The sequence below is a fragment of the Pseudarthrobacter sp. B907 genome (assembly GCF_040137805.1).
In the GTDB taxonomy this organism is placed as follows: domain Bacteria; phylum Actinomycetota; class Actinomycetes; order Actinomycetales; family Micrococcaceae; genus Arthrobacter.
This window is the reverse complement of record NZ_JBEEQE010000004.1, coordinates 19,908-46,136: the sequence shown is the minus strand read 5'-3', so window position 1 is coordinate 46,136 and position 26,229 is coordinate 19,908. Positions and strand designations below refer to the sequence as shown.

The window sequence follows — 26,229 nt, the reverse complement described above, 5'->3', positions numbered from 1 at the left end:
CCGGCGTCCCCGGTAGACTGGGGCGGTGCTGAACGAATTCTGGGCCACCGCGCCAACCAGCTACAAGGTCCTCGTTTTCAGCGCGATGGGCCTGATCGCCACCGGCATCATCCTCAACCTGGTCGGTAACAACACCGGTAACCAGACCCTGGCGCTGGCATCGCTGGCCGTGATCGGGATCGGGCTCATCCTGCACATCGCAGGGATCGTGGTCCGCGGCCAGACGATCCGGAAAAACCTCAGGCGTTAGTGGCAGCGTTCCGCAGCACATGGCTCCGGGCGTGCTCCACGGCCCCGGGCAGGCTGTCGATCAGGTGCTTGTGGTGCCGGAGCGAGCGGATCACGCCAACGTTGGTCACCAACTCCAGGTGCTGGGGCTGGACGCCCTTGAGCAGCACCGTGACGCCGCGCAGTTCCAGCGCCGAGATCACCTCCACCAGGGTATGGGCGCCGGTCGCGTCAAGCATCCGCACCTGCGAGAGCCGGATGATCGCGACCTGGATGTCCCTGACCTGGCTGATTTCCTGTAGGACCCGCTCCGCCGCCCCGAAGAACATGGCGCCGTCCAGCCGGAAGATGGCGATGTGGCCGTCTCCGGGCGCGGGCGGCCCCGGGATGTCCTCGCGCTCCACCCCGCTGAGGGAGGCAAACTTCCGCAGCGTGAACACCGCCGCCGCAACGAGCCCGATTTCAATCGCCACGATCAGGTCGAACGCCACGGTGATCAGGGCGGTCAGGATGAAAACGAAGGCATCGGCACGGGTGGAGCGCAGCACAGCCGCCACGGTCTGCCGCGACACCATACGCGTGGCCGTGACCATCAGGATGCCGGCCAGGACCGCCAGCGGGATCCTGCCCACCAGAGGCGCCGCAAGGTAGATGATGGCCAGCAGTACCAGGGCGTGCACAATCGCCGCGAGCCGTGTTTTGGCTCCCGAGCGCACATTGACGGCGGTCCGGGCGATCGCGCCGGTGGCCGGCATACCGCCGAAGAGCCCCGCCGCCACCGACGCCAGGCCCTGGCCGGTGAGTTCGCGGTCCGGGCTGTACCGTCCGGTGGGGCGGCCGTCCGGGCCCACCATGCCGGCGGCCACCCGGGCGGACAGCAGCGACTCGATGGCCGCGAGTGTGGCGATGGACACCGCCGGCATGAGGAGCCCGCCCAGCGCCGACGGATCCAGCACCGGAAGTGCGGGGGCTGCGAGCGAATGCGGCAGGGCGCCGATCCGCGGGATCTGCAGATCCAGGAGTTCGGCGGCCAGGGTGGCCAGCAGCACCGCTGACAGGCTGGCGGGAATGGCCTTGTTGAGCCGGGGGAGCAGGGCCATCACCGCGGCGACCCCAGCCACAACGGCCAGGGTCTGCAGCACGGCAGGGGCAGAGGCTCGCGAAGCGCTCTCGACGGCGGCCAGCAGCGTGTTGTGGCCCGGCACTCCCGCCGTCCCGGTGGCCATGGGCACCTGCTGCAGGAAGATGATGGCGGCGATGCCCAGCGTGAAGCCCTCCACCACGGGCCACGGGATGAAGGCGACCGCACGGCCGAGGCCGCTGATGCCCAGGACGATGACCAGCAGCCCGGCCAGCACGGACACCAGGGCAATGCTGCCGGCGCCGTGGGCAGCGACCACGGGGGCCAGGACCACCACCATGGCGCCGGTGGGCCCGGAAACCTGCACAGGCGATCCGCCCATCACGGCGGCCACCAGCCCGGCCACCACCGCCGTGACGAGTCCGGCCTCGGCCCCCACCCCGGAACTCACCCCGAACGCGAGGGCCAGCGGCAGGGCCACAATGCCCACGGTGATGCCGGAGAGCAGGTCCGTCCGCCAGGACCTGCGCAGCCCCTCGTAGTCGCGGACGGACGGCAGGAACCGGGCCAGGTAGCCCCGGGAGCTGCGGCCCGCTGTCCCGGCGGTCACGTGGCGGAACCCTGGAGGTGCGCGGCCGGCAGTTCCTGCGCGAGCCGGAGTTGCTCGCCCGACTCCGCCAGGCTGTCCAGCAGGAAGAGCCGGGCAATCGCCAGCAGCTCCGCGATCTTCGGGTGCGCCAGCCGGTATGTGACGGCATTGGCCGTCCGGACCGAGGTCACCACCCGGTGCCGGCGCAAAGTGGCCAGGTGCTGGGACAGGTGCGAGGCCTCCAGCCCCGTCTCGGCCAGCAGGTGGCTGACCGGCGCCGCGGTGTCCGGCGCGGCCGCCAGCAGTTCCAGTACCCGGATCCGGGCCGGGTGGGCGAGGGCCTTGAACAGATTGGCCTTGATCTCGTACAGAGGGGCCTGCGCTGCGGGCATCATCGGAAGGACCTGCGCTCTCCCCGCGACTGGAACACCGGGCCACGGATTGCTGAATTGATGTTTCCATCATATCGCTGCTGGGCAAGCCCGCCCGGTGCCTGTAACGCGCAAGGCCCGTCCGGGGCAGGGCGCTAGGCTGGAGCCATGACTATCAATCCGGATCTGCAGGGCCGCAGTTACCCTGCCGCAGAGGTGTACGACGTCGGGCGCGAGAAGATCCGCGAGTTCGCGCGCGCGGTCAAGGCCACCCACCGGGCCCACTTCGAGGTGGACGCCGCCCGGGCACTGGGCCACGGCGACCTGGTGGCCCCGCCCACCTTCGCCATCATCGTCGCGCAGCGCGCCGATGCGCAGCTGATCGAGGACCCTGATTCCGGCATCGACTTTTCCCGCGTGGTCCACGCCGACCAGCGCTTCGTCCACCACCGGCCGATCGTCGCCGGCGACCGCCTCGTCGCCGAGCTCCACGTCGACGGCGTCCGCGCCATGGGGGGCGGCGCCATGATCACCACCCGCTCCGAAATCTTCGCCCTCACCGGCGGCGAGGCCCCCGGCGGTTCGGCCGGCCGCGAGCCGGTCGCCACCACTACCTCGTCCATCCTGGTCCGCGGAGAGGGACAGTAGCCATGAGCATCGACATCGCAGAACTCACCGTCGGCCAGGAAATCGGCGGCCGCACCATCGTGGTCACCCGCACCGACCTCGTCAAGTACGCCGGCGCCTCCGGCGACTTCAACCCGATCCACTGGAACGAATCCTTCGCCACCGGCGTCGGCCTGCCCGGCGTGATCGCCCACGGCATGTTCACGATGGGCGCCGCCGTCCAGCTTGTGACCGACTGGGCCGGCGACCCGGCCGCCGTCGTCGACTTCCAGACCCGCTTCACCAAGCCGGTCCCGGTGGCCGACACCACCGGAACCCCGGAGCCCGGCGCCGTGATCGAAGTCAGCGGCGCCATCGGGGCGCTCGACGCCGACGCCGGCACCGCCCGCGTGGACCTCACCGTTGTCGCAGGCGGGCAAAAGGTCCTGATGAAGGCCCAGGCCGTCGTCAGGCTGGCCTGACCGGATGATGCTGCCGTGATGGCGCGAATTGCGCAGACGGCCGAAGTCACCCGGTGGCGCAACGCCGTCGTGGCCGCCTATGCCTTCAGCGGCATTGCCTTCGCCAGCTGGGTGTCCCGGCTGCCGGCCATCCGGGACGGGCTTGACCTCACGCCCGGAAACGTCGGCCTGCTGCTGCTCTGCATGACGCTCGGCTCCTTCGTCTCGGTGTCCGCGTCCGGGCTGATCGTGCTGCGCTTCGGCTCCAAGCAGACCATCCGGATCGGCAGCATCATGGTGGGCGCCGGCCTGGTCCTCGCCGGATTCGGCACCTCCGTCCTGGTCAACCCGCTGGCGGTGGCGGCGGGCCTCGTTGTGGTGGGCCTCGGCACCGCCAGCTGGAACACCGCCTCCAACGTGGAGGGCGCCGCCGTCGAGCGCGCGGTGCGCCGCCACATTATGCCCCGGCTGCACGGCGCTTTCAGCCTCGGCACCGTCGCCGGCGCGGGAGCGGGCGCCTGGGCCGCCGGCGCCGGCGTGCCCGTCTTCTGGCACCTGGGCGCCGTGGGACTGCTGGTCGCAGCCTCCGTGGCCTCGGCCGCCGGCTGGTTCCGCGCCGACGTCACCCCGGTGGAGGAGAAGACCTTCACCCCGGCCGGAACGGACACCTTCGAGGACCCCTCCACCGGCCCGCTGCCGATCATCAGCCAGGCAACGCAGGGCCCGGAACAACCGCTGGACAACAAACGGCAGATCGCGCAGGCCTGGCGGGACCGCCGGACCCTGCTGCTGGGCGTCCTGGTGCTGGGGCTGGCCCTGGCCGAGGGCGCGGCCGGGGACTGGGTGGCTCTGGCGCTCGCCGACGGCCACGGCCAGTCCGACGCCGCCGGAGCCGCCGGCTACGGCCTCTTCGTGACCTTTATGACCGTGGGCCGCTTCGCCGGGACCCTGGTGCTGGACCGCTTTGGCCGGGTACCCGTGATGCGCTGGTGCGCGGCGCTGGCCGTGGCGGGACTGGGCCTGTTTGTCTTCGCGCCCGTGCCCTGGCTGGCCTACACGGCCCTGGCGATCTGGGGGCTCGGCGCCTCGCTGGGCTTCCCGGTGGGCATGTCCGCCGCTGCCGACGACCCGGTCAAGGCCGCTGCGCGCGTCTCGGTGGTGTCCACCATTGGCTACGGGGCGTTCCTCTGCGGGCCGCCGCTGCTGGGCCTGCTGGCCGAGCACGTGGGCATCCTGCACTCGCTGCTGGCCGTCATGGTGATGCTGGTGGTCAGCTTCCTGCTCTCCCCGGTGGCCCGTAAGGCCGCCTAGGCCCACACAGGCCGCCTTTCCGGGCACGGCCCGGACCCGGCTAGGCTGGAGGGGTGACCCAGACACTGCTTTCCGCCCTGACCACAGCCGGCGTCGGCGGCCCCGCCGCCACTTACGTCGAAGCCCGCACCGAGGCTGAGATCATCGACGCCGTCCGTGCGGCCGACGCCGCCGGCGAACCGCTGCTGATCATCAGCGGCGGCTCCAACCTGCTGGTCGCCGACGCCGGTTACCCCGGCACGGTCCTGAAAATCGCGTCTGAGGGCTTCACCGTCAACGCGGAGGACTCCTGCGGCGGGGTCGCCGTTGTGGTGCAGGCGGGCCATAACTGGGACGCGCTGGTGGAGCACGCCGTCAAACATGCCTGGTCCGGCATAGAAGCCCTTTCCGGGATCCCCGGCGCCACCGGGGCGACCCCGGTGCAGAACGTGGGGGCCTACGGTGCCGATGTCTCGCAGACCATCGCCGCGGTGCGCACCTGGGACCGGGAACGAAACGCGGTGCAGACGTTCACCAACTCGGAGCTGAAGTTCGGCTACCGTGACTCCCTGCTGAAACGGGCCACCTCCAGCGGGTCCCCGCGCTACGTGGTGCTCACCGTGGAGTTCCAGCTGCCGCTCGGCCGGATGAGCGCCCCGGTCCGCTACGCCGAACTGGCCCGCGCGCTCGGCGTCGAGGTGGGCCAGCGCGCCTACTCTACCGACGTCCGGCGCGAGGTGCTTCGGCTGCGGGCGTCCAAGGGGATGGTCCTGGACCCGGCGGACCGGGACACCTTTTCCACCGGTTCCTTCTTCACGAACCCGATCGTGCCGGCAGAGGTCGCCGCGACACTGCCTGAGGACGCCCCGCGGTACCCGGGCGGAGCGGACGGGCTGACCAAGCTGTCCGCGGCGTGGCTGATCGACCAGGCCGGCTACGGCAAGGGCTTCGGGCTGGAGCCCGGCAGCGTCTCCGGCGGCCTGGCATCACTGTCCACCAAACACACCCTGGCCGTCACCAACCGGGGCGGGGCCACTACCGCGGACCTGCTGGCCATCGCCCGCGAGGTGCGCCGCGGCGTCGCCGAACGCTTCGGGATCGAGCTGCACCCGGAGCCGCTGCTGATCGGGATCGACCTCTAGCCGCATCGCGGCGGGGCCTAGTTCCTGCCGCGCTGCGGGGCCACCTTGCTGAAGAGCATAAAGGTGAAGCCGGACGCTGCGGCGCCCAGCAGGAAGACCTGGCAGAACGCCACGGACTGGGCGCTGGGCCCGCTGCGCAGCAGCAGCCCGGCGCAGCCGAAAGCCACCGCCCCGGCCAGCAGCGCCAGCGAACCGAGCAGGAAACTCCGCACCGTGGCCGGAAACTCTCCGCCCGGATCGATGTCGAGCTCGGGCCGTTCGGGCTCCCGCGGGGCCGGGGTCCGCGGCTGGAGCGTCGCGGCGGTGACGAAACTGGCCACCGCGACCGCCATGCACACGGTGGACACCGCCTGGAATGTGGTCATCATGGGGGACAGGCGCGTGCCGCTGGCGATGGCGACGGCCAGGCCGGCCCCCATGCCGGCGGCGCTGGCGGCCCAGCCCAGCAGGGCCAGCCTCCTGCACAGGGGCCGCAGGCGCGGCCACACTTCACCCAGAGTCATGCATCCACCTTAAGGACACCGGCTGGGCGCAGGCTGGGAGGGCGCCGGGCGCCGGCCGGGCTGCGGACGGTGGAGGCGGGAATCCGGCCGAATGTCCGGCCCCGGGCCTAGGATGATGCCATGGCAGCAGTCGGGCACCCGCGTCTGAGCCGGGCCGTGATGGGCCGGCTCCGGCTGGCCTCGCAAGGGCTCACCGGGCCGGGCTTCGGCTCCGTCCCGGCCGCCGTCAGGTCGATGCCTGCCCTGCAGGCGCAGGACCTGCAGGCCTCACTCTGGGCCGTGGGGCAGCGCGTTCCGGGCTCGCGGCTGGCGGACGTCCGTGCCGCCCTGGACCGGGGCGAGATCGTCCGCTCCTGGCCCATGCGCGGCACGCTGCACCTGCTGGCCCCGGAGGACCTGAAATGGATCCTGGCCATCACGTCCGCCCGTCTCGTCAAGAGCCTCGCCGGGCGGCACCGGGACCTCGGCATCTCGTCCGCCGACGTGGACGCCGCAGCCGAGGCCGCGCTGCAGCGGGTCGCCGGCGGGGCCGCGGCGAGCCGGGCGGAGATGTTCCAGGCCTTCGAACAGGCCGGCCAGTCCACGGCCGGCCAGCGTGGCATCCATCTGCTCGCGATGCTCTGCCAGCGTGGCCTGCTGGTTCAGGGGCCGCTGGCCGGCAACCAGCAGCTGGTGGTGGCCGTCGACGACTGGATCAAGACTTCACGGACCCTGGACCGGGAAGAAGGCATTGCCGAGTGGCTGTTCCGCTATCTCCGCAGCCATGGTCCTGCTACCGAGCGTGACTTCGCCTGGTGGTCCGGTATTCCGTTGACGGAAACCCGGGCGGCCCTGGCCGAGGTCCGGGATCGCTTGGTGGAAGTGGAATTTGAGGGAAAATCGTACTGGCTGTCACCGGAGACAGCGGCCCTGCTCGAGGACGGCGTCCCCGGCCAGCGCGCCGTGCTGGCGCTGCCCGGGTTCGACGAGTTCCTCCTGGGCTACACCGACCGCTCCATCGCCCTGCCTGCGCACCATGCGGACAAGATCGTCCCCGGCGGTAACGGGGTGTTCAAAAAGACCATCGTGGCAGGCGGCGAAGTGGTGGGGACCTGGGCGGCGCCCGGAAACGGCCGGGGCGGCGCCGTCGTCGCGGAACCGTTTGACGGGGTTAACGGCCTGCGGCCCGCAGCCCGTAAATCCTTTGAGCTGCAGGCCGCGAAGTACCGGCGGTTCCTGGGCCTCGACCGGCCCTGACGGCTTCCGGCCGGGCCTAAAGGGTACCGGTGGCGATCTTGAGCATACGCCGCAGCGGCTCGGCCGCACCCCAGAGGAGCTGGTCGCCCACGGTGAAGGCGCTGATGTACTCCGGCCCCATTTCGAGCTTGCGGATGCGGCCCACCGGGATGTCCAGGGTGCCGGACGCCGCCACCGGGGTGAGATCCGCCATCGAGGCTTCCTTGGTGTTGGGCACCACTGTGGCCCATTCGTTGTCCGCGTCGAGCAGCTTCTCGATCTCGGCGACGGAGAGGTCCTCGCGGAGCTTGAGCGTGAGGGCTTGGGAGTGTGAGCGCATGGCACCGATCCGGACGCACAGCCCGTCCATGATGACGCGGTCCGCGCCGGAGGTACCGAGGATCTTGTTGGTTTCCACCCCCGCCTTCCACTCCTCCTTGGACTGGCCGTTGCCGAGGTCCGCGTCGATCCAGGGAATCAGCGAACCGGCCAACGGAACCCCGAACTGGGTGGCATCGATGTCGGTGCGCTGGTGCGCGAGGACCTTCCGGTCGATCTCGAGGATGGCCGACGCCGGGTCGTCCAGTTCGCTGCTGACCTCGGCGTTGAGCGTGCCGAACTGGCTCAGCAGTTCGCGCATGTGCCGGGCGCCGCCGCCGGAGGCGGCCTGGTAGGTCATGGAGGTGCCCCACTCGACGAGGCCGTTCTTGAATAGGCCGCCGAGGCCCATCAGCATGCAGGACACCGTGCAGTTGCCGCCGATGTAGTCCTTCACACCCCCGGAGAGGCCGGCGTCGATGACGTCGCGGTTGATCGGGTCCAACACGATGATTGAGTTATCGTCCATGCGGAGGGTGGAGGCGGCGTCGATCCAGAGGCCGTCCCAGCCGCGGCTGCGCAGTTCGCCGTGCACCCGTTTGGTGTAGTCCCCGCCCTGGGCGGTCACAATGATCGGCAGCTTCGCCAGCGTCTCGACGTCGAACGCGTCCTCAAGTTTGCCGGCAGCACCCGCCGCCGTGCCGGCAATGGCCGGGGCGGCACCTCCGGCGTTCGAGGTGGAGAAGAAGACCGGGTTGATGTTGGCGAAGTCGCCCTCGTCCTGCATGCGCTGCATCAGGACGGAGCCGACCATGCCACGCCAACCGACCAGTCCGACGGACGGGGTAGCTGCTGTAGTCATTGGGCCAGTTTAGACTTTGCGGCGGCCCGGCCGCAGTCGGTTACGTCACGCCCGCGGGCGGCCGCGCACGGGACGGCCCGTGTCAGTTCAGCTGGCGCGGGCTCGGTTCCGGAAGGCCGCGTTCGCGGCGGATGCGCCGGGCCTTGAATTCGGACATGGCGAGCCGGACGGCGTAGATCATTCCGGCGGCGCCGATCACGGTCAGCACGAGCGCGCCCCACAGCGGGCCCTCGCCCTGCGAGGTCGGGGCGGCGACGAGGACGATGGAGAAGACGGTCATGGCGGCGAACACGGCTGCCAGGATCACCATGCCGAAGGCCGTGGTGACGATCGGACCGGATCCGGCGCGGGCGAAGCCGATCTCGTCGGCCGCGTAGGAGTGCAGCCGGCCGCGGTCCATGGTCCTGGTGAGGAGCCTTTTCTCTCCTGCGGCCACGGCGCGTTCGTGCAGGGCGCGGACCTCGTCGTCGTGCTGGCGGTCGGCAGCGTCTTTGGGCACGTGGTTCAGCCTTCCCGGATGGTGCGGATGTGGTCCAGTACCTCGGAATCGCCCAGGCCCGTGAGCTCCTCAATGTCCCCTGCCCCGGGGGTGCTGTAGCCAACCGTCCAGGATTCTCCGGCGCGCTTGAGCAGCAGTTGGCGCCCGGAAGCGTCATCGAGGCGGCGCAAGGTGGCGCCGCCAGCGGGGTTGTCCTCGAGGTGCTTGCGCATAATAAAGAAATTCGCCTCCTCCGGGGTGATCTCCGGATCCTGCGCCATGGCAAACCAGCTGAAGAAGGCGCGCGGCTGCAGCAGGATGCGGTAGTCCTCGGACTCGACGGCCAGGACGCTGTCCGCGGAATCTGCCGTGAGCAGGTTGATCTGCATGCGGCGGGTGGCCGTGGTCAGTGCCCGCGTTACCGCTGCCACCGGCCCACTGACGGACAGCGTGCCGTCGGGCTCCACGGTCGCCGCGCCCCGTGCCACCAGCGAGGAAGCTCCGGCGGACACGACCGTGGGGTCCTCGAGTTCCTTGGCCACGCGCAGTGCCTCGGCGCTCGCGGTGGCGGCCGGGCCGTGCGCCAGGTTCAGCAGGGCCACGAGCTCGGCGAAGCCGAACCCGATGGAATCCGGGTAGACAGGCTGTCCGGCTCCCGGACGAGCTGTGGTTGTCTCAGTCACGATCTAGATCTCCTCGTTATTAGAAGCCAAAGAAGTCGCCAACAGCTTCCGCGCCGTCGGAAATGGAATCCCCGACGGCGCTCGCCCCGTCAGCGATCTTGCCGCCCACCCAGTTCACCGAGTCGTGGACGACGGGGACGTTGTCGTAAAGGGCCAGGCCTGCGCTGGCGACCATGCAGGCCGTTCCGGCGGGCGGCGGCAGGAAAGAGAGGGCGCCAATGACGGCCTTGGTCGACGAATAAGCGGCGTCGCCGTACTCGTGGTCCGCCAGGGAGTTAATGGCGTCCATACCGTCAAGGCCGACCCCCACAACGCCAAGCCCCTTGCCCAGGCCGTCGAAGGCAGCGAAGGCCTTGGTTCCTTCGGTGAGGTTGAAGGCTTCGTGCCATTTGCCCTCAAACAACTGGTTGGAGACGTTGAAGAACTTGCTGAACTCGTTGGAGTTTTGAAAGGCCTTCCATGCCGCCGGATCGAAGAAATCGCCGATCCGGGATTTCTGCAGCATGCCGGCGATGTCGAAGAGGCCGGAGCGAAGGTTGGGGAACGCCTTGACGACGTTGTAGAAGTCCCAGCCGCCGCGGAACGGGGACGAGGGGTCAGAAAACCAGTCCGGGCCCCAGGGATCGTTGGAGCCGGGCCTTCCCTGGCCGCCGGTGCTTCCGGCGGTTCCGGCGCCCGGTCCTCCGCCGGAGCCGGGAGCGGCGTTGCTGGCCTTCTCCTGCTCGTCGGCCTGGGTCATCAGCCGCTTGGACTGTTCCTTCAGGGCACGGGCGGTCTGCTGGATCAGCGCGCGGTGGCTGCCGTTCCAGTCGGACTTGAACCGTGCACTGTCGGCGCCCTTCCACGAGGTGTTGTTGTTGATCGTGGAAGTGAGGACCGAGGACTGCTGCAGCAGCGTCTCCGACGTTTTGCCAAAATGCTGCGCGAGTGTCCGCAGCTGGGCGACGTCGGCGCCCCACACGTTTCCTGCCATGCTGGCAACCCCCCTTTACGGGCAACAGCCTAACGGGCCGCCGCCGAGACCAAATGCATCCGGGCCAAAGAATCTGACCGGCACCAATCTAGCCGGGCCGCCTGGATGCCGCGATGGGGTGATCTCCCCATGGCGGTGAAGCCGCCGGCCGTAGCCGCTACTCGCCGTCGGGCTCTGCCAGCAGGGCGCTCTTGCGCCGGCGCAGGGCGAACACCGCGCCGAACGCGAACACCTGGGTGACCACAACGAGCACGATCGCGCCCGCGATCTTGTTGCCGCCGAGGATCATGGTCAGCCCCACGATCGCGGACAGCAGGGCCAGCAGCGGCAGCAGCATGTAGCCAAGGACAAACAGGGTTTCGGGTTTACGCAGCATTACTTGGCCTCCGTCCGGCGCCACAGGGTGATCCGGTAGCGGGTGCCGTTCGCGGCGGTCAGCCAGCCGTCGGCCGGGAGGCTGGCGTCCGCGGCCCAGTCGTAACCCAGCTCCGGCGCGAACGTGTCGCCCTCGGCGGCGGTGTCGATTGTGGTGACCACGGCGACGTCGGCCAGGTCCAGGGACTGGGTAAAGATCTCCCCGCCGCCAATGATCCAGACCATCTGCTGGCCCGGCGCGAACTGGGATTCCAGCAGCGCGTCATCGAGGGACTTGACCGCCAGGGCGCTTTCCGCTTCCGGCGTCCCGCCCCAGCCTTCCTGCCGGGTGATGACGATGTTCGTCCGTCCCGGCAGCGGCCGGTACTTGTCCGGGAAGGAATCCCAGGTTTTGCGGCCCATGATGACGGGATGCCCGGCCGTGAGCCGGCTGAAGTGCGCCATGTCCTCGGGCAGGTGCCACGGCATGGACCCGGCCTGGCCGATCACGCCCGTGCTGGTCTGTGCCCACACCAGCCCGAGCCCGGTGACGGTGCCGCGGAGCTGCTCGGTGAAATCGGCGGGTTCCATGTGTTTGCTCGTCTCGTTGCTCATACCGCGATCGGGGCCTTGATCGTCGGGTGGTGCTGGTAGCCGACCACCTCGAAGTCCTCGAGGGTGTAGTCGAAGATGGACTCCGGCTTGCGGGTTATCTTCAGCTGCGGGTATTCGTACGCGTCCCGGCCCAGCTGGGTGAGGACCTGGTCCAGGTGGTTGTCGTAGATGTGGACGTCGCCGCCGGTCCAGACGAACTCGCCCGGCTCCAGCCCGGTCTGCTGCGCCAGCATGCAGGTCAGCAGGGCGTAGGAGGCGATGTTGAACGGCACGCCCAGGAAGGTGTCCGCCGAGCGCTGGTAGAGCTGGCAGGAAAGCTTGCCGTCGGCGACGTAGAACTGGAAGAACGCATGGCACGGCGGCAGGGCCATGTCCTTGAGTTCGGCAACGTTCCAGGCCGAGACGATGTGCCGGCGCGAATCGGGGTTGGTCCTGAGGTTCTCCACGAGCTCGGCGATCTGGTCGACATGGCCGCCGTCTGGTGTGGGCCAGGAGCGCCACTGCACGCCGTAGACCGGGCCGAGTTCGCCGTCGGCGTCGGCCCATTCATTCCAGATGGTGACGCCCTGGTCCTGCATCCACTTCACGTTGCTGTCCCCGCGCAGGAACCACAGCAGCTCTACGGCCACGGACTTGAAGTGCACCCGTTTGGTGGTGATGAGCGGGAAGCTCTTGCCCAGGTCGAAGCGGAGCTGCCGGCCGAACACGCTGCGGGTGCCCGTCCCGGTGCGGTCCGATTTGTGCGTGCCGTGTTCCAGCACGTCGCGCAGGAGGTCTTCATAGGGCGTAGGGATGCTCACGCTCCCAGTCTACTGAGAAGAGCCGGGCCTGCCGTACTTGTGGCGCTCGCAAGGACCCTAGTCGTCGAAGGGCCGGAACTGCTCCACAGCCACAACCTTGCCCTTGGTCCGCGAGACATGGCAGACGATGATTTCGCCGGGGGAGAGGTAGGGGTCGTTTTCCGGCAGCAGCGCACGCAGCCGGGAGTTCATGTGCTTGCCGAGCTGCGCGAAGACCGTCGGCAGGGCGGGCCGGTGCGTGCACAGGGCCACGGCCCGTTCCTTGTCGAAGAGGGATTCGACGACGTTGGCGGTTTTGTGCGGGCTCCGGCCGTGCAGGTGCTCGGTGAGGGACTCGTGCAGTTTCACCTTGGCGTCCACGGCCTTGGCGTAGGGAGCGACCGTGGCCACGCAGCGAAGCCACGGACTGGTCACCACGCGGGAGGGGCTCCAGGCCTGCATCAGCCGCCCGACCGCCTGGGCCTGGCGGGCACCGGTGGCGGCCAGCGGGCGGTCGCCCTCGGCCTTGGACCAGGACGAGCGCGGCTTGGCCTTGGCGTGGCGGACCACCAGCAGCGGCCAGGTGTCCAGTTCATTGCGGGCATGGGCGGCCGCGAGGTGCTCCAGCGGGGCCTGATCACTGGGGTTGCTCAGCAGGGACGCCGCCTTCTCCGGCGAGCACCACATCACGCTGTCCACTTCCCTGCCGTCCGGGTGGAGCGGGGCGCCGTCGACGTCGACCGCCCAGTAGTGCACGACCTTCAGCCCGGCCGCCACGTGGTAGTGGATCGGCGGCAGCGGGATGCCGAGGGGCGCCTTGAGGCCGATTTCCTCCTCCACCTCGCGGGCGGCGCATTCGGGGATGGTCTCGCCCGGGTCGAGCTTGCCCTTGGGCCAGGACCAGTCGTCGTACCGGGGGCGGTGGATCAGCAGAACCTCGAGTTTGTCCTTGTTGACGCGCCATGGCAGGGCTCCGGCCGCGACGACGGCGACCGCCTCGCCGGGGTGGTCGGTCTGGTCCGCTACCAGCGCATCGCTGTTTGCCACCGGTGGCCCTAGCGCAGGCTCGTCGAGCGCTGCCGCGAACGGGAGGCGAGCAGCCATGACTGGACGTCCTCGAGGGCGGTTCCGTCCTCCGCGAGGTGGTGGCGGACCCATTCGCCGTCGTGGTCCAGGTGCCAGCTGGCGGTGCCCGGGTCCATGTAGCGGCGGAGCATGTCGAGGACATAGGAGGTGTCGTCGCCGCTGCTGAGTTGCACCAGGGCCTCCACCCGGCGGTCGAGGTTGCGGTGCATCATGTCGGCCGACCCGATGTACACCACCGGGTTGCCGGCGTTGGCGAACGCGAAGACGCGGGAGTGCTCCAGGAAGCGGCCCAGGATGGAGCGGACCGTGATGTTTTCGCTTAGGCCCGGGACGCCGGGACGCAGCGAGCAGATGCCGCGGACAATAACGTCCACCTGCACGCCGGCCTGCGAGGCGCGGTAGAGGGAGTCGATGATGGCTTCGTCCACCATCGAGTTGACCTTGATCTGGACGCGGGCGGCGATCCCGGCCCGGGCGTTGCGGATTTCCGTTTCGATCCGGTCGATCAGCCCCGACCGCACGGAGCGCGGGGCCACCAGCAGGCGCTTGAACGTGGACTTCGGCGCATAGCCGGAGAGCTGGTTGAAGAGCTTGGACAGGTCCTCGCCCACCTGCTCGTTGGCGGTCAGGAGGCCAAGGTCCTCGTAGTAGCGGGCCGTGCGGGGGTGGTAGTTGCCGGTGCCGATGTGGCAGTAGCGGCGCAGCCCGTCCACTTCCTGGCGGACCACGAGGGAGAGCTTGCAGTGGGTCTTGAGGCCCACGATTCCGTAGACCACGTGCACCCCGGCCTGCTCCAGCTTCCGGGCCCAGGAGATGTTGGCCTGCTCGTCGAAGCGGGCCTTGATCTCCACCAGGGCGAGGACCTGCTTGCCGGCTTCGGCCGCGTCAATCAGCGCATCGACGATGGGCGAGTCGCCGGAGGTGCGGTACAGGGTCTGCTTGATCGCCTGGACCTTGGGGTCCGCGGCGGCCTGCTCGAGGAAGGCCTGCACGGAGGTGGAGAAGGAATCGTAGGGGTGGTGCAGGAGGATGTCCCGCCGCCGCATGGCCGCGAAGACGTTCGCCGCCTTGGACGTTTCCGATTCGTTCAGGTAGCGGGAGGTGTGCGGGACGTGCTTGGGGTAGTGCAGGTCCGCGCGGTCGATGCCGGCGATGACGGAGAGCCCTCGCAGGTCCAGCGGGGCCGGGACGGAGTAGACCTCGGATTCCTCGACGCCGAGCTCGCGGATCAGCAGGGCCCGGATGTTGGGGTTGATGTCATTGGTGACCTCGAGCCGGACCGGCGGGCCGAAGCGGCGGCGCAGCAGTTCCTTCTCCAGCGCCTGCAGCAGGTTCTCGGCGTCGTCCTCTTCGACCTCGACGTCCTCGTTGCGGGTGACGCGGAAGGTGTGGTGCTCCAGCACCTCCATCCCGGCGAAAAGCTGGTCCAGATGGACGGCGATGACTTCCTCGAGCGCGATGAACCTGGCCACCCGGCCGGGGACCGACCCGGCGCGCGGGCCGTCGATGGAGATCAGCCGCGGCAGCTGGTCCGGGACTTTAACGCGGGCGAAGAGTTCCTTGTCGCTGACCGGGTTGCGGACCACCACGGCGAGGTTCAGCGAGAGCCCGGAGATGTACGGGAACGGGTGGGCCGGGTCCACGGCCAGCGGCGTCAGGATCGGGAAGACCTTCTCCGCGAACATGGCGCTGAGCTGGTCCTTGGCCTGGTCGTCCAGTTCCTCCCAGTGCATCAGGTGGATGTGCTCGTAGGCCAGCGCCGGGCGGATCTGCTCGGCGTAGACGCGGGCGTGGCGCTGCTGGAGCCGGTGGGCGGCCTCGCCGATTTGTTCCAGGACCTGCATGGGGCTCAGCCCGGCGGGGGAAGGCACGGCGAGGCCCGTGGCGATGCGGCGCTTGAGCCCGGCGACGCGGACCATAAAGAACTCGTCCAGGTTGGACGCGAAGATGGACAGGAAGCCTACGCGTTCGAGCAGGTAGAGGTTGGGATCCTCGGCCAGTTCCAGCACGCGCGAGTTAAAAGCGAGCCAGCTCAGCTCCCGGTCCAGGAAACGGTCGGGGCTGATGTCGCCCTCCGGTTCGAGGTTGGGGGCGAACTCGGGGATGTCGATCCGGTCCTGGGTGGCGCGCGAGGCGGGCACTTCGGAGGAGCCGAACCGCGCCCGCACGGGACGCGCAGCCTTGTCCGGCGTAGCGGTTCCAGAGCTGGCTGTCCGGGCAGAATCCGGTTGCATGGTCTCTCCTAATGCTGGCGCGAGTTAGCTTCAACCTTACAAGGAATCAGCTCCGGATGAGCCCAGGTTTCGCCCGGCCGGGGCCCGGGCGCAGGCGCGGTTACTGGCCTTCGCGCGGCGCGTACATCACGTCTTTGTCCCAGCGGGAGAAGCCGAGCCGCCGGTACAGGGCGACGGCGGGGATGTTGTCGGCGTCGACGTACAGCATGACGGCGTGCAGGCCCTGCTGCTGCAGGTGCTTGATGCCGGCGACAGTGAGGGCCTTGCCCAGGCCGGTGCCCTGGGCTTCGGGGGCGACGCCGACGACGTACACCTCGCCGATCGCCGGGTGCTCGCCGTGCCGGGGGTGGACCTTGGTCCAGTGGAAGCCGAGGATCCGGCCCCCGGCGTCGACCGCGAGCAGGAAGCCCGCCGGGTCGAACCACGGCTCGGCCATCCGGGCGTCGAGGTCGGCGCGGCTCATGTTCCCTTGTTCCGGGTGGTGGGCGAACGCGGCCCGGTTGACCGCGAGCCAGGCGTCCTCGTCCTGGCCGGGCACAAAGCCGCGCAGCGAGACACCCGCCGGCAGGGCGACGTCGGGCAGTTCGGAGGCCGCCGTGGCGAGCCGCATCTTCCACAGTTCCCGGACGGGTGCGTAGCCGTAGCGGGCGGCCAGGTCCGCGGCGGCCTCGTGGTTGCCGTGCGACCAGGCCTTGAGCCCGGTGAAGCCGCGCACCGTGCGCAGTTCGCCGACCAGCCGGTCCGCGACGCCCTGGTTGCGGTAGCTCGGATGCACGGCCACTTCCAGCACCCCGGTGCCGTCGGCTTCCCCGATCACCACGGCGAACCCCGCCAGGTCGTTGCCGCGGCCGGCGTTTTGGCGGGCCGGGGAGTCCTCGCCGGAATAGTCGGGGGAGTAGAGGGCCAAGGCCAGCACGGTGTGCGGCCCGGCGTCCCGGGCGCGGAGTGTCACGAGGGTCTGTTCGGACAGCGGGGGGGTGCCGTCGGACTCCTCCGCGGCGGCTGCGAGCGTGGTGACATCCCGCAGCAGCTGTTCATCGACAGCTCCCTGCAGGGTGAGTACGGGCCAGTTCTCCGGATGCGCGGGACTCATGGTGCAAGGCTATACGTCCGCCGCCCGAAGCTGGGTGACAATCCGGCCGATTTGATGCAAGCGGCTTCGGGACGTATAGTCGATATCTCATCCGGCTGGACGGTTCAAAACCGTTGAGTGGATGTGAGGGGGATCCACCACTGGGGTGGCCTCGATACGTTCGACCCGTATGTCCTCCACCGCAACGCCAAGTGGCGAAACGAATGCCCCGGACTTCAAAGTCCGGGGCTTTTTCGTGTCCAGCCGGGGCGGCCCTGGCGGCGGGCCGCTCAGGCCTCGGTGAGTTCCTCGTCCGGCTGCCGGACCAGGGTCAGGCGGTAGCCGACGTTGCGGACCGTGCTGATCAGGTTTTCGTGGTCGGCGCCGAGCTTGGCCCGCAGCCGCCGGACGTGGACGTCCACGGTGCGCGTGCCACCGTAGTAGTCGTAGCCCCATACCTCGGTGAGCAGCTGCTGGCGGGTGAAGACGCGGCCAGGGTGCTGCGCCAGGTACTTGAGAAGTTCAAATTCCTTGAAGGTCAGGTTGAGTGCCGCCCCGTTGACCCGGGCCGTGTAGCTGGCCTCGTCAATCACGACGCCGGCCGCCCTGATCTCCGTGGGGGTGTCGTCCGCGTCGGGCAGTGCCCGGGCAACGCCGAGGCGGATGCGGGCCTCGACTTCGGCGGGGCCGGCGGATTCGAGCAGGATGTCGTCCACGGCCCAGGCCGAGGAGACCGCGGCCATGCCGCCTTCGGTCAGGATCAGCATCAGGGGGGCGCTCAGGCCGGTCGCCTTGAGCAGCTGGGTGAGGGAGCGGGCGCCGACGAGGTCCTTGCGGGCGTCAAGCAGGACAATGTCGCACGGGTCGGTTTCCAGCAGGGCAGTGGGCTCGGCCGGCAGGATGTGGACGCGGTGGTTGAGCAGTTCCAGTGCAGGCAGGACATCCACCGATGACCCGGTGCTGTTCGTCAGTAGCAGGATGTGCGACATGGTTCCTCCAAGGGGTGTCCGCGCATCGTTGGGCGTCTGAGCCGGGCTTTCACCGGCCGGTACTGAGCTTCCTGGCGGTGCCCTGCCTGCGGCTGCCGGAGGAAGCGTAGCTGATTCTTGAGTATACCCAACACGCCCTGCTCAGGGCGTGTTCCGCCGCTCCAGAAGGGTTCTTTTGCGACACAAAACGTTCACATAGGGCAGGATTGATCGGGAAACCGCATTGGGAAGAGCCGCAGCGGAAGATCCGCAGGGGGAAACAGCAGTGGGAAGAGCCGCATTGGGAAGAACCGCGTGAAGTCCTGGAGCGTCGGGGCCATCGGCCTGGCCGGGCTCGCCGCGATCATCGCCGGTGCCTACTCAACTCCCGAGGCGCTGCTGGCCGTCGCCGCGCTCACCGCCGCCTGCGTCGGCATCGGCTGGCCGCACTTCCTGGGCATCCCGGCCAAGAAAACCCTCGCCGCCCTGATCGGCCTGCCCGGAATCGGCTCGGCCGTGGCCGCCACCTACCTGCCCGCCCCGGGTTTCCTGAACTGGACGCCGGCGTTTGTGGCGGCGGGGGTGATGGCGGTCTTTGTGATGCAGCTGATCCGGGGCACAGGCCAGGCCCAGCGCCTCGAATCCACCCTGGGCTCCTGCGCCGGCGTGCTGCTCTCCTGCCTGGGGGCCGGCTGGATCGCGTGTTCGCGCTTCAATGGTGTGCGCGAAATGCTGCTCATCGCCGCCATCAGCGCCGCGATCGCCCTGGCGGCGGGCCTGATCCGCTGGCCGGACCGGATTGTTGCGCCGCTGGGAATCGTCGGGGCAGGGCTCGCCGGTCCGCTGGCCGGCCTGGTGCTCTCGGACATCGCGGTCCTGCCGGCCGCGGTCGTCGGGATCGTCGTCGGGGCCGTGCTGGTCAGCTTCCGCCGGCTCGTGATCCTGCGCGGCGAAACTTTGAATCTGCCGGCCGTGCTGGGCATGGGCCTGGGGCCTGTCTCCGCGGTCGGTTCCCTGGCCTACTTCATAGACAAACTACTCATTCACTAACGCGTTAGGATGGCATCATGTCCGTACTTGCATTTGAGATTTTCTTCCTTGTTCTGCTTGGCGTCGCCAGCCTGGCCATGGCCTGGTTCGCCGGCTTTGTGGTGTACCGGCTCTTCAAAGGCCAGAAGTAAGCAGCCGGAGCCACCACCCGTCCAGACCCCGTAGTTTCCAGAGGTAGCTGCTGTGCCGATTGAAATTCCTACCGACCTGACCCCCGAAATCGTTCCGCTGTCCTGGCTCATTGGTGAGTGGGAGGGCCGGGGACGGCTCGGTGCCGGGGACGAAGATTCCGAGCACTTCCTGCAGCACGTCTCCTTCACCCACAACGGCCTGCCGTACCTGCAGTACCGGGCCGAATCGTGGCTGACCGACGATGAGGGAACCAGACTCCGACCCCTCACCGTCGAAACCGGCTTCTGGGCCCTCGAGCGCAAGCAGCGCGAGGAGGACGGCGGCCCCGGCCTCATCCCGGCCGACATCGTCCCCGTGCTCAAGAGTGCCGACGAAGTCGAGGAGCTGCGCAACAGCGACGGCGGCTTCGACATTTCGGTCTCCATCGCGCACCCGGGCGGGATCTCGGAGCTGTACTACGGCCAGATCAAGGGCCCGCAAATCCAGCTCAGCACCGACATGGTGATGCGCGGCAGCCATTCCAAGGAATACACCGCGGCCACGCGGATCTTCGGCCTGGTCGACGGGAACCTGCTATGGCGGTGGGATGTCGCCACCGGCAAGGGCTCGACGCCCGGAGCCGGACTGGAGGCCCACGCCTCCGCCATCCTCGGCAAAGTCGGCTGAACCGCGCGTCCGGCCGGCGCAAAGCCGGGGTCTCACTGATTTTCCGTTGTCCGCAGCGAACGCAGGGAGCACCACAGTGAACGGCACCACCAAACCCGCACAGTACAGCGACCTCAAGGCAGTCTTCTTCAACGGCACCTTGAAGAGATCGCCGGAGCGATCCCACACGCAGGGCCTGATCGAGGTCAGCCGCGCCATCATGGAGAAGCAGGGTGTCACCACCCGCGTCATCCGGACGGTGGACCACGACATCGCCAGCGGCGTCTATCCGGACATGCGCGAGCACGGCTGGGCCACGGACGAATGGCCTGAACTGTACCCCGCCGTGCAGGAGGCGGACATCGTCGTCGTCGCCGGCCCGATCTGGCTGGGAGACAACTCGTCCCAGACCAAGAAGCTGATCGAACGGCTGTACGCGCACTCCGGCCAACTGAACGCCAAGGGCCAGTGGGCGTTCTACCCGAAGGTAGGCGGCTGCCTCATCACCGGCAACGAGGACGGCATCAAGCACTGCGCCATGAACGTGCTCTACAGCCTCCAACACGTCGGCTTCACGATCCCGCCGCAGGCCGACGCCGGCTGGATCGGCGCGGTCGGCCCAGGTCCGAGCTATCTGGACGAAGGTTCCGGCGGCCCGGAGAGCGACTTCACCAACCGCAACACCACCTTCATGACGTGGAACCTGCTGCACCTGGCCCGGACCCTCAAGGACGCCGGCGGAATCCCCGCCTACGGCAACCTGCCGGAGGGATGGAAAGCCGGAACCCGATTCGACTTCGAAAATCCGGAATACCGCTGAGCGCTGGGGACTTCTACTTCATATGATTACCAAGAGCCCCCTGCTGTCGCGCCCCGGCGCGGTTGAAGCGGCCGGCGCAGACGCCGGCGTCGCCGCCCACTACGGCCAACCGCTGCGCGAACAGCGCGCGCTGGCCGCCGGAACCGCCGTCGTCGATCTGTCCCAGCGCGGCGTGGTCACAGTGGGCGGGCCGGACCGGCTGAGCTGGCTCAACACCCTGTCCTCCCAGCAGCTCACGGCCCTGGCCCCCGGGCAGTCGAGCGAGCTGCTGCTGCTCAGCGTGCAGGGACGGATCGAATTCGACGCGCGGGTGGTGGACGACGGCGCCGCCACCTGGCTGATCGTCGAAGCGGCCGAAGCCGCCCCGCTGGCCGAATGGCTCAACAAGATGAAGTTCATGCTCCGGGTCGAGATCGCCGATGTGTCCGCCGACTGGGCCGTTCTGGGCGCCACCCGCCCGGTGCCGGAGTGGTCCGGGCGGCTCGTCTGGGAGGATCCCTGGCCGCACGTGGGGGCCGGCGGGTACTCCTACGCGGTGGTCGGCGAAGACTCGCACCCCGGCCTGGAGCGGCCGTGGTTCGAATACCTCGTGCCGGCAGCCGAGCTGGAGGCCGCCGTGGCGGACCGCCCGCTGGCCGGCGTGCTGGCGGCCGAGGCGCTGCGCATCGCGGCGTGGCGGCCCCGCTGGGGGGCAGAGACCGACGACAAGACCATCCCGCACGAGCTGGACCTGCTGCGCACCGCGGTGCACCTCGCGAAGGGCTGCTACAAGGGGCAGGAAACCATCGCCCGGGTGCACAACCTGGGCCACCCGCCGCGGCGGCTGGTGTTCCTGCAGCTGGACGGTTCGCAGCACACCCTGCCCGCCGTCGGCAGCGAGGTCCGCGCCGGCGAACGGAAGGTCGGCACTGTCACCTCCGTGGCGCAGCACTACGAAATGGGTCCGGTGGCCCTGGCCGTCATCAAACGCTCCACCGCCCCGGACGAGGTGCTGACCGTGATGGACGGCGAGGAAGCCTACCCGGCGGCCCAGGAGCTCATTGTCGCGCCCGATGCGGGGCAGGTCGTCGGCCGGCAAACCGGGTTCCTCCGGGGGACCCGGTGAACGGCGGCCCGGAGGCCGCGGCGCCGGAACCGGCCGCGCCCGCAGGACCGGGTCCCGACGACGGGACCCTCGCCCTCGCCCATGCCCTGTTCGACGCCGCCCGCGGGGGCGACTCCGCCATGCTCGGCGGCTACCTCGCGGCGGGCGCCCCGGCCACGCTGACCAACGCGGCGGGCGATTCGCTCTTGATGCTCGCCGCATACCACGGCCACGCTGACACCGTCCGGCTCATCCTGGCCCACGGCGGGGACCCCAATACGGCCAACGACCGCGGCCAGACGCCGTTGGCGGGGGCGGTGTTCAAGGGCTACCCGGACGTCGTCCGCGTGCTGGTGGACGCCGGCGCCGACCCCGACGCCGGCAGCCCCTCCGCCCGGGCGGCCGCCCAAATGTTCGCCCGGGACGATATTCTGGCGCTCCTCGGCTGAGCCCAGGCTTCCCCGACGCACCCCACACTTCAACCGGCACCACGCACCGTAAGGAACCCCCGATGGAAAACGTAGCGAGGCCGTGGGCCGCCCTCTGGTCCCTGGTGATCGGATTCTTCATGATCCTGATCGACACCACCATCGTCTCGGTGGCCAACCCCAAGATCATGGAGGGGCTGAACGCGGACATCAACTCGGTGATCTGGGTGACCAGCGCCTACCTGCTGGCCTACGCCGTGCCGCTGCTCATCACCGGCCGCCTGGGTGACCGCTTCGGGCCCAAGAAGCTCTACCTCGCGGGCCTGGTGGTGTTCACCCTCGCCTCACTGTGGTGCGGGCTCTCCGGTGACGTCCACACCCTGATCGAGGCCCGGGTCCTGCAGGGCCTTGGCGCCGCGATGATGACGCCGCAGACCATGGCGGTCATCACCCGGATCTTCCCGCCGGACCGCCGCGGTGCGGCCATGGGCATCTGGGGCGCCACCGCCGGCGTTGCCACCCTGGTGGGGCCGATTCTCGGCGGCGTCCTGGTGGACGGGCTGGGCTGGGAGTGGATCTTCTTCATCAACATCCCCGTCGGCATCGCCGGCTTCGTCCTGGCCTGGCGGTTCGTCCCGTCCCTGAGCACCCACCCGCACAAGTTCGACATCCCCGGCGTGCTGCTCAGCGCCGTCGGCCTGTTCCTGCTGGTGTTCGGCATCCAGGAAGGCGAGACCTACAACTGGGGCACCATCACCGGCCCCATCACGGTGTGGGGCCTGATCATCGGCGGCATCGTGGTCCTCGCCGCCTTCGTGGCCTGGCAGCGGATCAATAAGGGCGAACCCTTGCTTCCGCTGGGACTGTTCAAGGACCGCAACTTCTCCCTGGCCAACATCGGCATCACCACCGTGGGCTTCACCGTGACCGCCTTCAGCCTCCCGCTGATCTTCTACTACCAGGTGGTCCGCGGCCTGACCCCGACCCAGTCCGCGCTCATGATGGTCCCGATGGCGGTCATCTCCGGCGGGCTGGCCCCGGTGGTGGGCCGGATCATCGACCGGGTCAACCCGAAATTCATCAGCGCCCTGGGCCTGACCCTGATGTCCGTGGCGCTGTTCTGGAACGCCTCGCTGATGCACCCGGACACCCCCATCTGGCTCTTCCTGCTCCCCAGCGCGGTGCTGGGCTTCGCGAACGCCGGGATCTGGGCGCCGCTGAGCTCCACGGCCACCCGGAACCTGCCGCCGCGCCAGGCCGGGGCCGGCTCCGGCGTGTACAACACCACCCGCCAGATCGGTGCCGTCCTTGGCAGCGCGGCCATCGCCGTGCTGATCCAGGCTCGGCTCGCGGCCGAACTTCCGGCGGCGCCCGGCGCCTCGGGGGAGTCGAGGCCGATGGCGTTCGGCGGCCAACTTCCCGAGGCGCTGCACGCGGGGTTCTCGACGGCGATGGGCCAGTCGATCCTGCTGCCCGCTGCCGTGATCCTGCTCGGCGCGGCCGTGGCACTGTTCTTCGCCAAGCCCCAGCCGCACCAGGGCTGGGGTACCCCCGGCACGGTGCCGGCCTCCGGCAGCGGGCACACCGTGGCGGAGGGGACCGAGGCCCGGCGGGGCTAGGACAGGCAGTGCCGGGCGGTACCTCTCCAAACGCGCGGCTAGCCCAGGAGCACGCTGGTCTGGATGCCGCCGGCGGTGAAGCCGAGCCTCCGGGCCAGGGCGAGTGAGCCCTTGTTGCTGACGTCGGCGCGCCATTGCAGGGTCAGGCCGGAGGCCAGGGCCTCGTGGGCGGCGATGGAGCCGGCGAGCGTGCCGACGCCGCGGCGCCGCCACTCGGGGGCCACGAGTACCCCGAGCTGCGCCAGGATGCCTTCCCACTCGGTGTAGGCGCCGCAGGCAACGGGCGTCCGGCGGCCGTCCTCCAGGTGCATGATGGTGAAGCGGTGCTCCAGGTCCGCCAGGCCCACCTCGTTGACGTCGTCCGGCGGGCACAGCCCTTCGAGTTCGATCGCTTCCGGGTTCCCGTGCGAGACGGTCAGCTCCTCGGAGGGCTGCTGCAGGGGCAGGTCGTCGGCGAAGAACAGCGCGGCGGCGCCCAGCCCGTGGCCGCCGTGTCCGCGGGTAATGGTCAGCAGCGTGACGTGCTGGGCCAGTTCCTCGTCCGTGTAGCCGCCGGCGGCGTCGAGGGCCCATTGCGGCCCCACCAGGGCGGAGCTGCCGAACAGGCGGACGAACTGCAGTGAGCGGGCAGCGTCGTTGGCCCGGGTGAGGCGGCGTCCCGCGGCACCGGCGAAGGCGCCGTCGTCGAAGCCCAGCCTGCGGTCCCAGGCGAGCTGGATGATTTCGGCGGAGCCGGGCGCAAGAGTCATGACCCAACCCTACCCAGCAGCCGCCGGGAAGCCTCAGCCGAAGAGGACCGCGGCTTCCTCGTAGCGGTTCTTCGGCACGCTCTTGAGGTTGCCCAGGGCGGCGTCGAAGCCCACGTGGACAATGTCGGTGCCATGCAGGGACACCATGGTGCCCCAGCGCTGCTCGACCACCGAGTCGATCGCGGCCATGCCCAGGCGGGTCGCGAGCACGCGGTCGAACGCCGTCGGGACGCCGCCGCGCTGGATGTGTCCCAGCACGGTGGCCCGGGTCTCGATGCCCGTGCGGGCCTCCAGTTCGGGGGCCAGCAGTTCGGCGATGCCGCCAAGGCGGGGGCGGCCGAAGGTGTCCAGCCCGCGCTCGGAGTGCGGGGACTCCTGGCCCTCCGGGACGAAGCCCTCCGCGACGACCACCAGCGGGGCGCGGCCGCGGTCGCGGGCGGAGACGACCCATTCGGTGATCTGCTCCATCGAGGCCTTCTGCTCGGGGATCAGGATGGCGTGGGCGCCGGAGGCCATGCCGGCGTGCAGGGCGATCCAGCCGACGTGGCGGCCCATCACCTCCGCGATCATGGTCCGGTGGTGGGATTCCCCGGTGGTGCGGAGCCGGTCGATCGCTTCGGTGGCGATTTCGACGGCGGTATCGAACCCGAAGGTGTAGTCGGTGGCGTCGAGGTCGTTGTCCACGGTCTTGGGCACGCCGACGATCTTCAGGCCGGCGTCGGTCAGGCGCTTCGCTGCGGCGAGGGTTCCCTCGCCGCCGATGGCGATGATGGCGTCAATGCCCAGCCGTTCCATGTTGGCCTTGATGACCTCCGGGCCGCCGTTGTTCTCGAACGGGTTGGTCCGGGAGGTGCCGAGGATGGTGCCGCCCTGCTTGGCGATGCCGCGGACCAGTGCGCGGGGGATGTCGATGATGTCGCCCTCGACCACGCCGCGCCAGCCGTCCAGGAATCCCACGAATTCGTGGCCGTGCACGGCGATGCCCTTCAGGACGGCGCCGCGGATGACGGCGTTCAGTCCGGGGCAGTCTCCGCCGCTGGTGAGGATTCCAATTTTCATGTCTCGGCTCAAATCCTGGTTCGAAGGGATACAGGCAGAGCGCCACGCTGAGCTCACCTAGAAGTCTACTGGCGCATGTGGGGCAGGACACAAACCGTGACCAACGCACAAAGTGCCCCCGCCGGCGTCGGCAGGGGCACTGGGTGGTGGGACTGGATCTGGCCGCCGCGGGTCCCCGCGGACCCGGCCCGGCTGGAGACCCGTTAGGGCTGGCCCGCGCGCCGCTCGAGGAAGGATTCGAGGACGATCGCGTTCCGCTGGTCCGGCAGGACCAACCAGGCCGCCAGGTAGAACACGAAGGCCGGGCCCGGGAGGAGGGCGAAAAGCAGGAACGCGATGCGGACGAACGCGACGTCGACGTTCAGTTTGGCGGCGATCCCGCCGCAGACGCCGCCCAGCCAGCGCTGCGGACCGCGTTTCAGGCCAAGGCCCCGGACGATGCTGAAGAACTTATCCATGGTTCAAGACTTCCCTGTTGTGGTTTCTTTGTCACGTCCGCGGGCGGACAGCAGCCCGCCGATTACCAGCGCGGCGCCGGCGCCGATCATCAGGCCGATCAGGACGTAGGTCCCGTTCAGGGTGACGATGCCGAGCCGGGAGATGATGATCAGCGCGGCCAGGGCCAGCACGATCAGCCCCCAGACCACCGTGCCGACGCGGGCCCGCTGGCTGCCGGGCATTGAGGGGTCCGCCGGCGTTTCCGGCGCATCTGTTGCCGGGTCATAGCTGCTCATG

General features: G+C 69.3%; 30 protein-coding genes. 12 read left to right on the top strand and 18 right to left on the bottom strand.

The genetic code is table 11. From position 1 onward, the window contains the following. Positions 1 to 25: 25 nt before the first annotated feature. Entirely contained in the window at positions 26 to 250 is a 225-nt protein-coding gene (locus tag ABLI39_RS04620; protein ID WP_349412256.1) for a DUF3188 domain-containing protein, read from the top strand. Here the strand turns inward: ABLI39_RS04620 and ABLI39_RS04615 are convergent. Both ABLI39_RS04615 and ABLI39_RS04610 read right to left on the bottom strand, forming a co-directional pair. Continuing rightward, positions 240 to 1,919, bottom strand: a complete 1,680-nt coding sequence (locus ABLI39_RS04615; protein WP_349412254.1) for a SulP family inorganic anion transporter — start codon at positions 1,917 to 1,919, stop codon at positions 240 to 242. The genes ABLI39_RS04620 and ABLI39_RS04615 overlap by 11 nt on opposite strands. Further along, positions 1,916 to 2,293 (bottom strand): ArsR/SmtB family transcription factor, encoded by a 378-nt coding sequence (locus ABLI39_RS04610; protein ID WP_349412252.1) that lies wholly within the window; start codon positions 2,291 to 2,293, stop codon positions 1,916 to 1,918. Before ABLI39_RS04610 ends, ABLI39_RS04615 begins: the two co-directional genes overlap by 4 nt. 144 nt (positions 2,294 to 2,437) lie before the next feature. Here ABLI39_RS04610 and ABLI39_RS04605 point away from each other — a divergent pair, with 144 nt between their 5' ends. Genes ABLI39_RS04605 through ABLI39_RS04590 form a run of 4 tightly spaced genes read left to right on the top strand, consistent with a single transcriptional unit; the run spans position 2,438 to position 5,768 of the window. Beyond that, on the top strand, positions 2,438 to 2,917 hold the full coding sequence (locus tag ABLI39_RS04605) for an FAS1-like dehydratase domain-containing protein (RefSeq protein ID WP_349412251.1): 480 nt from the start codon (positions 2,438 to 2,440) through the stop codon (positions 2,915 to 2,917). 2 nt (positions 2,918 to 2,919) lie between these two features. Continuing rightward, entirely contained in the window at positions 2,920 to 3,357 is a 438-nt protein-coding gene (locus ABLI39_RS04600) for a MaoC family dehydratase (protein WP_349412250.1), read from the top strand. An 18-nt stretch (positions 3,358 to 3,375) separates the two neighbouring features. Then, positions 3,376 to 4,647, top strand: coding sequence for an MFS transporter (locus tag ABLI39_RS04595; protein ID WP_349412248.1), 1,272 nt, complete (start codon positions 3,376 to 3,378; stop codon positions 4,645 to 4,647). A gap of 53 nt (positions 4,648 to 4,700) precedes the next feature. After that, positions 4,701 to 5,768, top strand: a complete 1,068-nt coding sequence (locus tag ABLI39_RS04590) for a UDP-N-acetylmuramate dehydrogenase (RefSeq protein WP_349412247.1) — start codon at positions 4,701 to 4,703, stop codon at positions 5,766 to 5,768. 17 nt (positions 5,769 to 5,785) lie between these two features. Here the strand turns inward: ABLI39_RS04590 and ABLI39_RS04585 are convergent, their stop codons facing one another. Beyond that, positions 5,786 to 6,271, bottom strand: coding sequence for a hypothetical protein (locus ABLI39_RS04585; RefSeq protein ID WP_349412246.1), 486 nt, complete (start codon positions 6,269 to 6,271; stop codon positions 5,786 to 5,788). A gap of 120 nt (positions 6,272 to 6,391) precedes the next feature. Here ABLI39_RS04585 and ABLI39_RS04580 point away from each other — a divergent pair, with 120 nt between their 5' ends. Beyond that, positions 6,392 to 7,507, top strand: a complete 1,116-nt coding sequence (locus ABLI39_RS04580) for a winged helix DNA-binding domain-containing protein (RefSeq protein ID WP_349412245.1) — start codon at positions 6,392 to 6,394, stop codon at positions 7,505 to 7,507. A gap of 16 nt (positions 7,508 to 7,523) precedes the next feature. Here the strand turns inward: ABLI39_RS04580 and asd are convergent, their stop codons facing one another. The 11 genes from asd to ABLI39_RS04525 form a co-directional block, all read right to left on the bottom strand. After that, positions 7,524 to 8,666, bottom strand: a complete 1,143-nt coding sequence (asd, locus tag ABLI39_RS04575; protein WP_349412244.1) for an aspartate-semialdehyde dehydrogenase — start codon at positions 8,664 to 8,666, stop codon at positions 7,524 to 7,526. Between the two features lie 82 nt (positions 8,667 to 8,748). Then, positions 8,749 to 9,165 (bottom strand): hypothetical protein, encoded by a 417-nt coding sequence (locus ABLI39_RS04570; protein WP_349412243.1) that lies wholly within the window; start codon positions 9,163 to 9,165, stop codon positions 8,749 to 8,751. A gap of 5 nt (positions 9,166 to 9,170) precedes the next feature. Continuing rightward, positions 9,171 to 9,827: a hypothetical protein gene (locus tag ABLI39_RS04565; protein ID WP_349412241.1), complete on the bottom strand. Its 657-nt coding sequence runs from the start codon at positions 9,825 to 9,827 to the stop codon at positions 9,171 to 9,173. Between the two features lie 19 nt (positions 9,828 to 9,846). Continuing rightward, complete coding sequence (locus tag ABLI39_RS04560) at positions 9,847 to 10,800, bottom strand: WXG100 family type VII secretion target (protein WP_349412240.1); 954 nt, start codon at positions 10,798 to 10,800, stop codon at positions 9,847 to 9,849. Between the two features lie 157 nt (positions 10,801 to 10,957). Beyond that, complete coding sequence (locus ABLI39_RS04555) at positions 10,958 to 11,176, bottom strand: NF038396 family protein (protein ID WP_146336836.1); 219 nt, start codon at positions 11,174 to 11,176, stop codon at positions 10,958 to 10,960. Next, positions 11,176 to 11,769 carry a dihydrofolate reductase gene (locus ABLI39_RS04550; protein ID WP_349412239.1) on the bottom strand — a complete coding sequence of 198 codons (594 nt, stop codon included), beginning with the start codon at positions 11,767 to 11,769 and terminating at the stop codon, positions 11,176 to 11,178. Before ABLI39_RS04550 ends, ABLI39_RS04555 begins: the two co-directional genes overlap by 1 nt. Further along, on the bottom strand, positions 11,766 to 12,569 hold the full coding sequence (locus ABLI39_RS04545; RefSeq protein WP_349412238.1) for a thymidylate synthase: 804 nt from the start codon (positions 12,567 to 12,569) through the stop codon (positions 11,766 to 11,768). The genes ABLI39_RS04550 and ABLI39_RS04545 overlap by 4 nt, the downstream gene beginning before the upstream one ends. 57 nt (positions 12,570 to 12,626) lie before the next feature. Beyond that, complete coding sequence (locus ABLI39_RS04540) at positions 12,627 to 13,595, bottom strand: NUDIX hydrolase (RefSeq protein ID WP_349412237.1); 969 nt, start codon at positions 13,593 to 13,595, stop codon at positions 12,627 to 12,629. Between the two features lie 8 nt (positions 13,596 to 13,603). Continuing rightward, positions 13,604 to 15,868, bottom strand: a complete 2,265-nt coding sequence (locus ABLI39_RS04535) for an RNA degradosome polyphosphate kinase (RefSeq protein WP_349412236.1) — start codon at positions 15,866 to 15,868, stop codon at positions 13,604 to 13,606. Positions 15,869 to 15,968: 100 nt separating this feature from the next. Further along, the gene (gene mshD / locus ABLI39_RS04530) at positions 15,969 to 16,961 is read right to left on the bottom strand and encodes a mycothiol synthase (RefSeq protein WP_349412235.1); all 993 of its coding nucleotides are present in this window, start codon (positions 16,959 to 16,961) and stop codon (positions 15,969 to 15,971) included. A 269-nt stretch (positions 16,962 to 17,230) separates the two neighbouring features. Further along, entirely contained in the window at positions 17,231 to 17,929 is a 699-nt protein-coding gene (locus ABLI39_RS04525; protein ID WP_146336841.1) for a winged helix-turn-helix transcriptional regulator, read from the bottom strand. 294 nt (positions 17,930 to 18,223) lie between these two features. Between ABLI39_RS04525 and ABLI39_RS04520 the strand changes: the two genes are divergently transcribed. The 6 genes from ABLI39_RS04520 to ABLI39_RS04495 all read left to right on the top strand — a co-directional run bounded on the left by ABLI39_RS04520 (position 18,224) and on the right by ABLI39_RS04495 (position 23,686). After that, on the top strand, positions 18,224 to 18,958 hold the full coding sequence (locus ABLI39_RS04520) for a permease (protein ID WP_349412234.1): 735 nt from the start codon (positions 18,224 to 18,226) through the stop codon (positions 18,956 to 18,958). 183 nt (positions 18,959 to 19,141) lie between these two features. Further along, the gene (locus ABLI39_RS04515) at positions 19,142 to 19,756 is read left to right on the top strand and encodes a nitrobindin family protein (protein ID WP_349412233.1); all 615 of its coding nucleotides are present in this window, start codon (positions 19,142 to 19,144) and stop codon (positions 19,754 to 19,756) included. A gap of 76 nt (positions 19,757 to 19,832) precedes the next feature. Continuing rightward, complete coding sequence (locus ABLI39_RS04510) at positions 19,833 to 20,555, top strand: flavodoxin family protein (protein ID WP_349412232.1); 723 nt, start codon at positions 19,833 to 19,835, stop codon at positions 20,553 to 20,555. A gap of 22 nt (positions 20,556 to 20,577) precedes the next feature. Then, positions 20,578 to 21,660: a CAF17-like 4Fe-4S cluster assembly/insertion protein YgfZ gene (gene ygfZ / locus ABLI39_RS04505; RefSeq protein ID WP_349412231.1), complete on the top strand. Its 1,083-nt coding sequence runs from the start codon at positions 20,578 to 20,580 to the stop codon at positions 21,658 to 21,660. Beyond that, positions 21,657 to 22,088 (top strand): ankyrin repeat domain-containing protein, encoded by a 432-nt coding sequence (locus ABLI39_RS04500; RefSeq protein WP_349412230.1) that lies wholly within the window; start codon positions 21,657 to 21,659, stop codon positions 22,086 to 22,088. Before ygfZ ends, ABLI39_RS04500 begins: the two co-directional genes overlap by 4 nt. A gap of 62 nt (positions 22,089 to 22,150) precedes the next feature. Beyond that, entirely contained in the window at positions 22,151 to 23,686 is a 1,536-nt protein-coding gene (locus tag ABLI39_RS04495; protein ID WP_349412228.1) for a DHA2 family efflux MFS transporter permease subunit, read from the top strand. Positions 23,687 to 23,724: 38 nt separating this feature from the next. Here the strand turns inward: ABLI39_RS04495 and ABLI39_RS04490 are convergent, their stop codons facing one another. From ABLI39_RS04490 to ABLI39_RS04475, 4 genes are all read right to left on the bottom strand, one after another. After that, on the bottom strand, positions 23,725 to 24,435 hold the full coding sequence (locus ABLI39_RS04490; RefSeq protein ID WP_349412227.1) for a GNAT family N-acetyltransferase: 711 nt from the start codon (positions 24,433 to 24,435) through the stop codon (positions 23,725 to 23,727). A 33-nt stretch (positions 24,436 to 24,468) separates the two neighbouring features. After that, on the bottom strand, positions 24,469 to 25,494 hold the full coding sequence (locus tag ABLI39_RS04485; RefSeq protein WP_349412226.1) for a 6-phosphofructokinase: 1,026 nt from the start codon (positions 25,492 to 25,494) through the stop codon (positions 24,469 to 24,471). Between the two features lie 203 nt (positions 25,495 to 25,697). Next, positions 25,698 to 25,952, bottom strand: a complete 255-nt coding sequence (locus tag ABLI39_RS04480; protein ID WP_146336849.1) for a PspC domain-containing protein — start codon at positions 25,950 to 25,952, stop codon at positions 25,698 to 25,700. A 3-nt stretch (positions 25,953 to 25,955) separates the two neighbouring features. After that, on the bottom strand, positions 25,956 to 26,228 hold the full coding sequence (locus tag ABLI39_RS04475) for a hypothetical protein (RefSeq protein ID WP_497899608.1): 273 nt from the start codon (positions 26,226 to 26,228) through the stop codon (positions 25,956 to 25,958). Between the last annotated feature and the right edge of the window lies 1 nt (position 26,229).

Coding starts and splice junctions, on each gene's coding strand:
- ABLI39_RS04580 (WP_349412245.1), top strand. CDS start 6,392: ATGGCAGCAGTCGGGCACCCGCGTCTGAGCCGGGCCGTGATGGGCCGG.
- ABLI39_RS04475 (WP_497899608.1), bottom strand. CDS start 26,228: ATGAGCAGCTATGACCCGGCAACAGATGCGCCGGAAACGCCGGCGGAC.
- ABLI39_RS04525 (WP_146336841.1), bottom strand. CDS start 17,929: ATGTCGCACATCCTGCTACTGACGAACAGCACCGGGTCATCGGTGGAT.
- ABLI39_RS04535 (WP_349412236.1), bottom strand. CDS start 15,868: ATGCAACCGGATTCTGCCCGGACAGCCAGCTCTGGAACCGCTACGCCG.
- mshD (WP_349412235.1), bottom strand. CDS start 16,961: ATGAGTCCCGCGCATCCGGAGAACTGGCCCGTACTCACCCTGCAGGGA.
- ABLI39_RS04550 (WP_349412239.1), bottom strand. CDS start 11,769: ATGAGCAACGAGACGAGCAAACACATGGAACCCGCCGATTTCACCGAG.
- ABLI39_RS04600 (WP_349412250.1), top strand. CDS start 2,920: ATGAGCATCGACATCGCAGAACTCACCGTCGGCCAGGAAATCGGCGGC.
- asd (WP_349412244.1), bottom strand. CDS start 8,666: ATGACTACAGCAGCTACCCCGTCCGTCGGACTGGTCGGTTGGCGTGGC.
- ABLI39_RS04485 (WP_349412226.1), bottom strand. CDS start 25,494: ATGAAAATTGGAATCCTCACCAGCGGCGGAGACTGCCCCGGACTGAAC.
- ABLI39_RS04555 (WP_146336836.1), bottom strand. CDS start 11,176: ATGCTGCGTAAACCCGAAACCCTGTTTGTCCTTGGCTACATGCTGCTG.
- ABLI39_RS04490 (WP_349412227.1), bottom strand. CDS start 24,435: ATGACTCTTGCGCCCGGCTCCGCCGAAATCATCCAGCTCGCCTGGGAC.
- ABLI39_RS04480 (WP_146336849.1), bottom strand. CDS start 25,952: ATGGATAAGTTCTTCAGCATCGTCCGGGGCCTTGGCCTGAAACGCGGT.
- ABLI39_RS04595 (WP_349412248.1), top strand. CDS start 3,376: ATGGCGCGAATTGCGCAGACGGCCGAAGTCACCCGGTGGCGCAACGCC.
- ABLI39_RS04560 (WP_349412240.1), bottom strand. CDS start 10,800: ATGGCAGGAAACGTGTGGGGCGCCGACGTCGCCCAGCTGCGGACACTC.
- ABLI39_RS04585 (WP_349412246.1), bottom strand. CDS start 6,271: ATGACTCTGGGTGAAGTGTGGCCGCGCCTGCGGCCCCTGTGCAGGAGG.
- ABLI39_RS04605 (WP_349412251.1), top strand. CDS start 2,438: ATGACTATCAATCCGGATCTGCAGGGCCGCAGTTACCCTGCCGCAGAG.
- ygfZ (WP_349412231.1), top strand. CDS start 20,578: ATGATTACCAAGAGCCCCCTGCTGTCGCGCCCCGGCGCGGTTGAAGCG.
- ABLI39_RS04610 (WP_349412252.1), bottom strand. CDS start 2,293: ATGATGCCCGCAGCGCAGGCCCCTCTGTACGAGATCAAGGCCAATCTG.
- ABLI39_RS04495 (WP_349412228.1), top strand. CDS start 22,151: ATGGAAAACGTAGCGAGGCCGTGGGCCGCCCTCTGGTCCCTGGTGATC.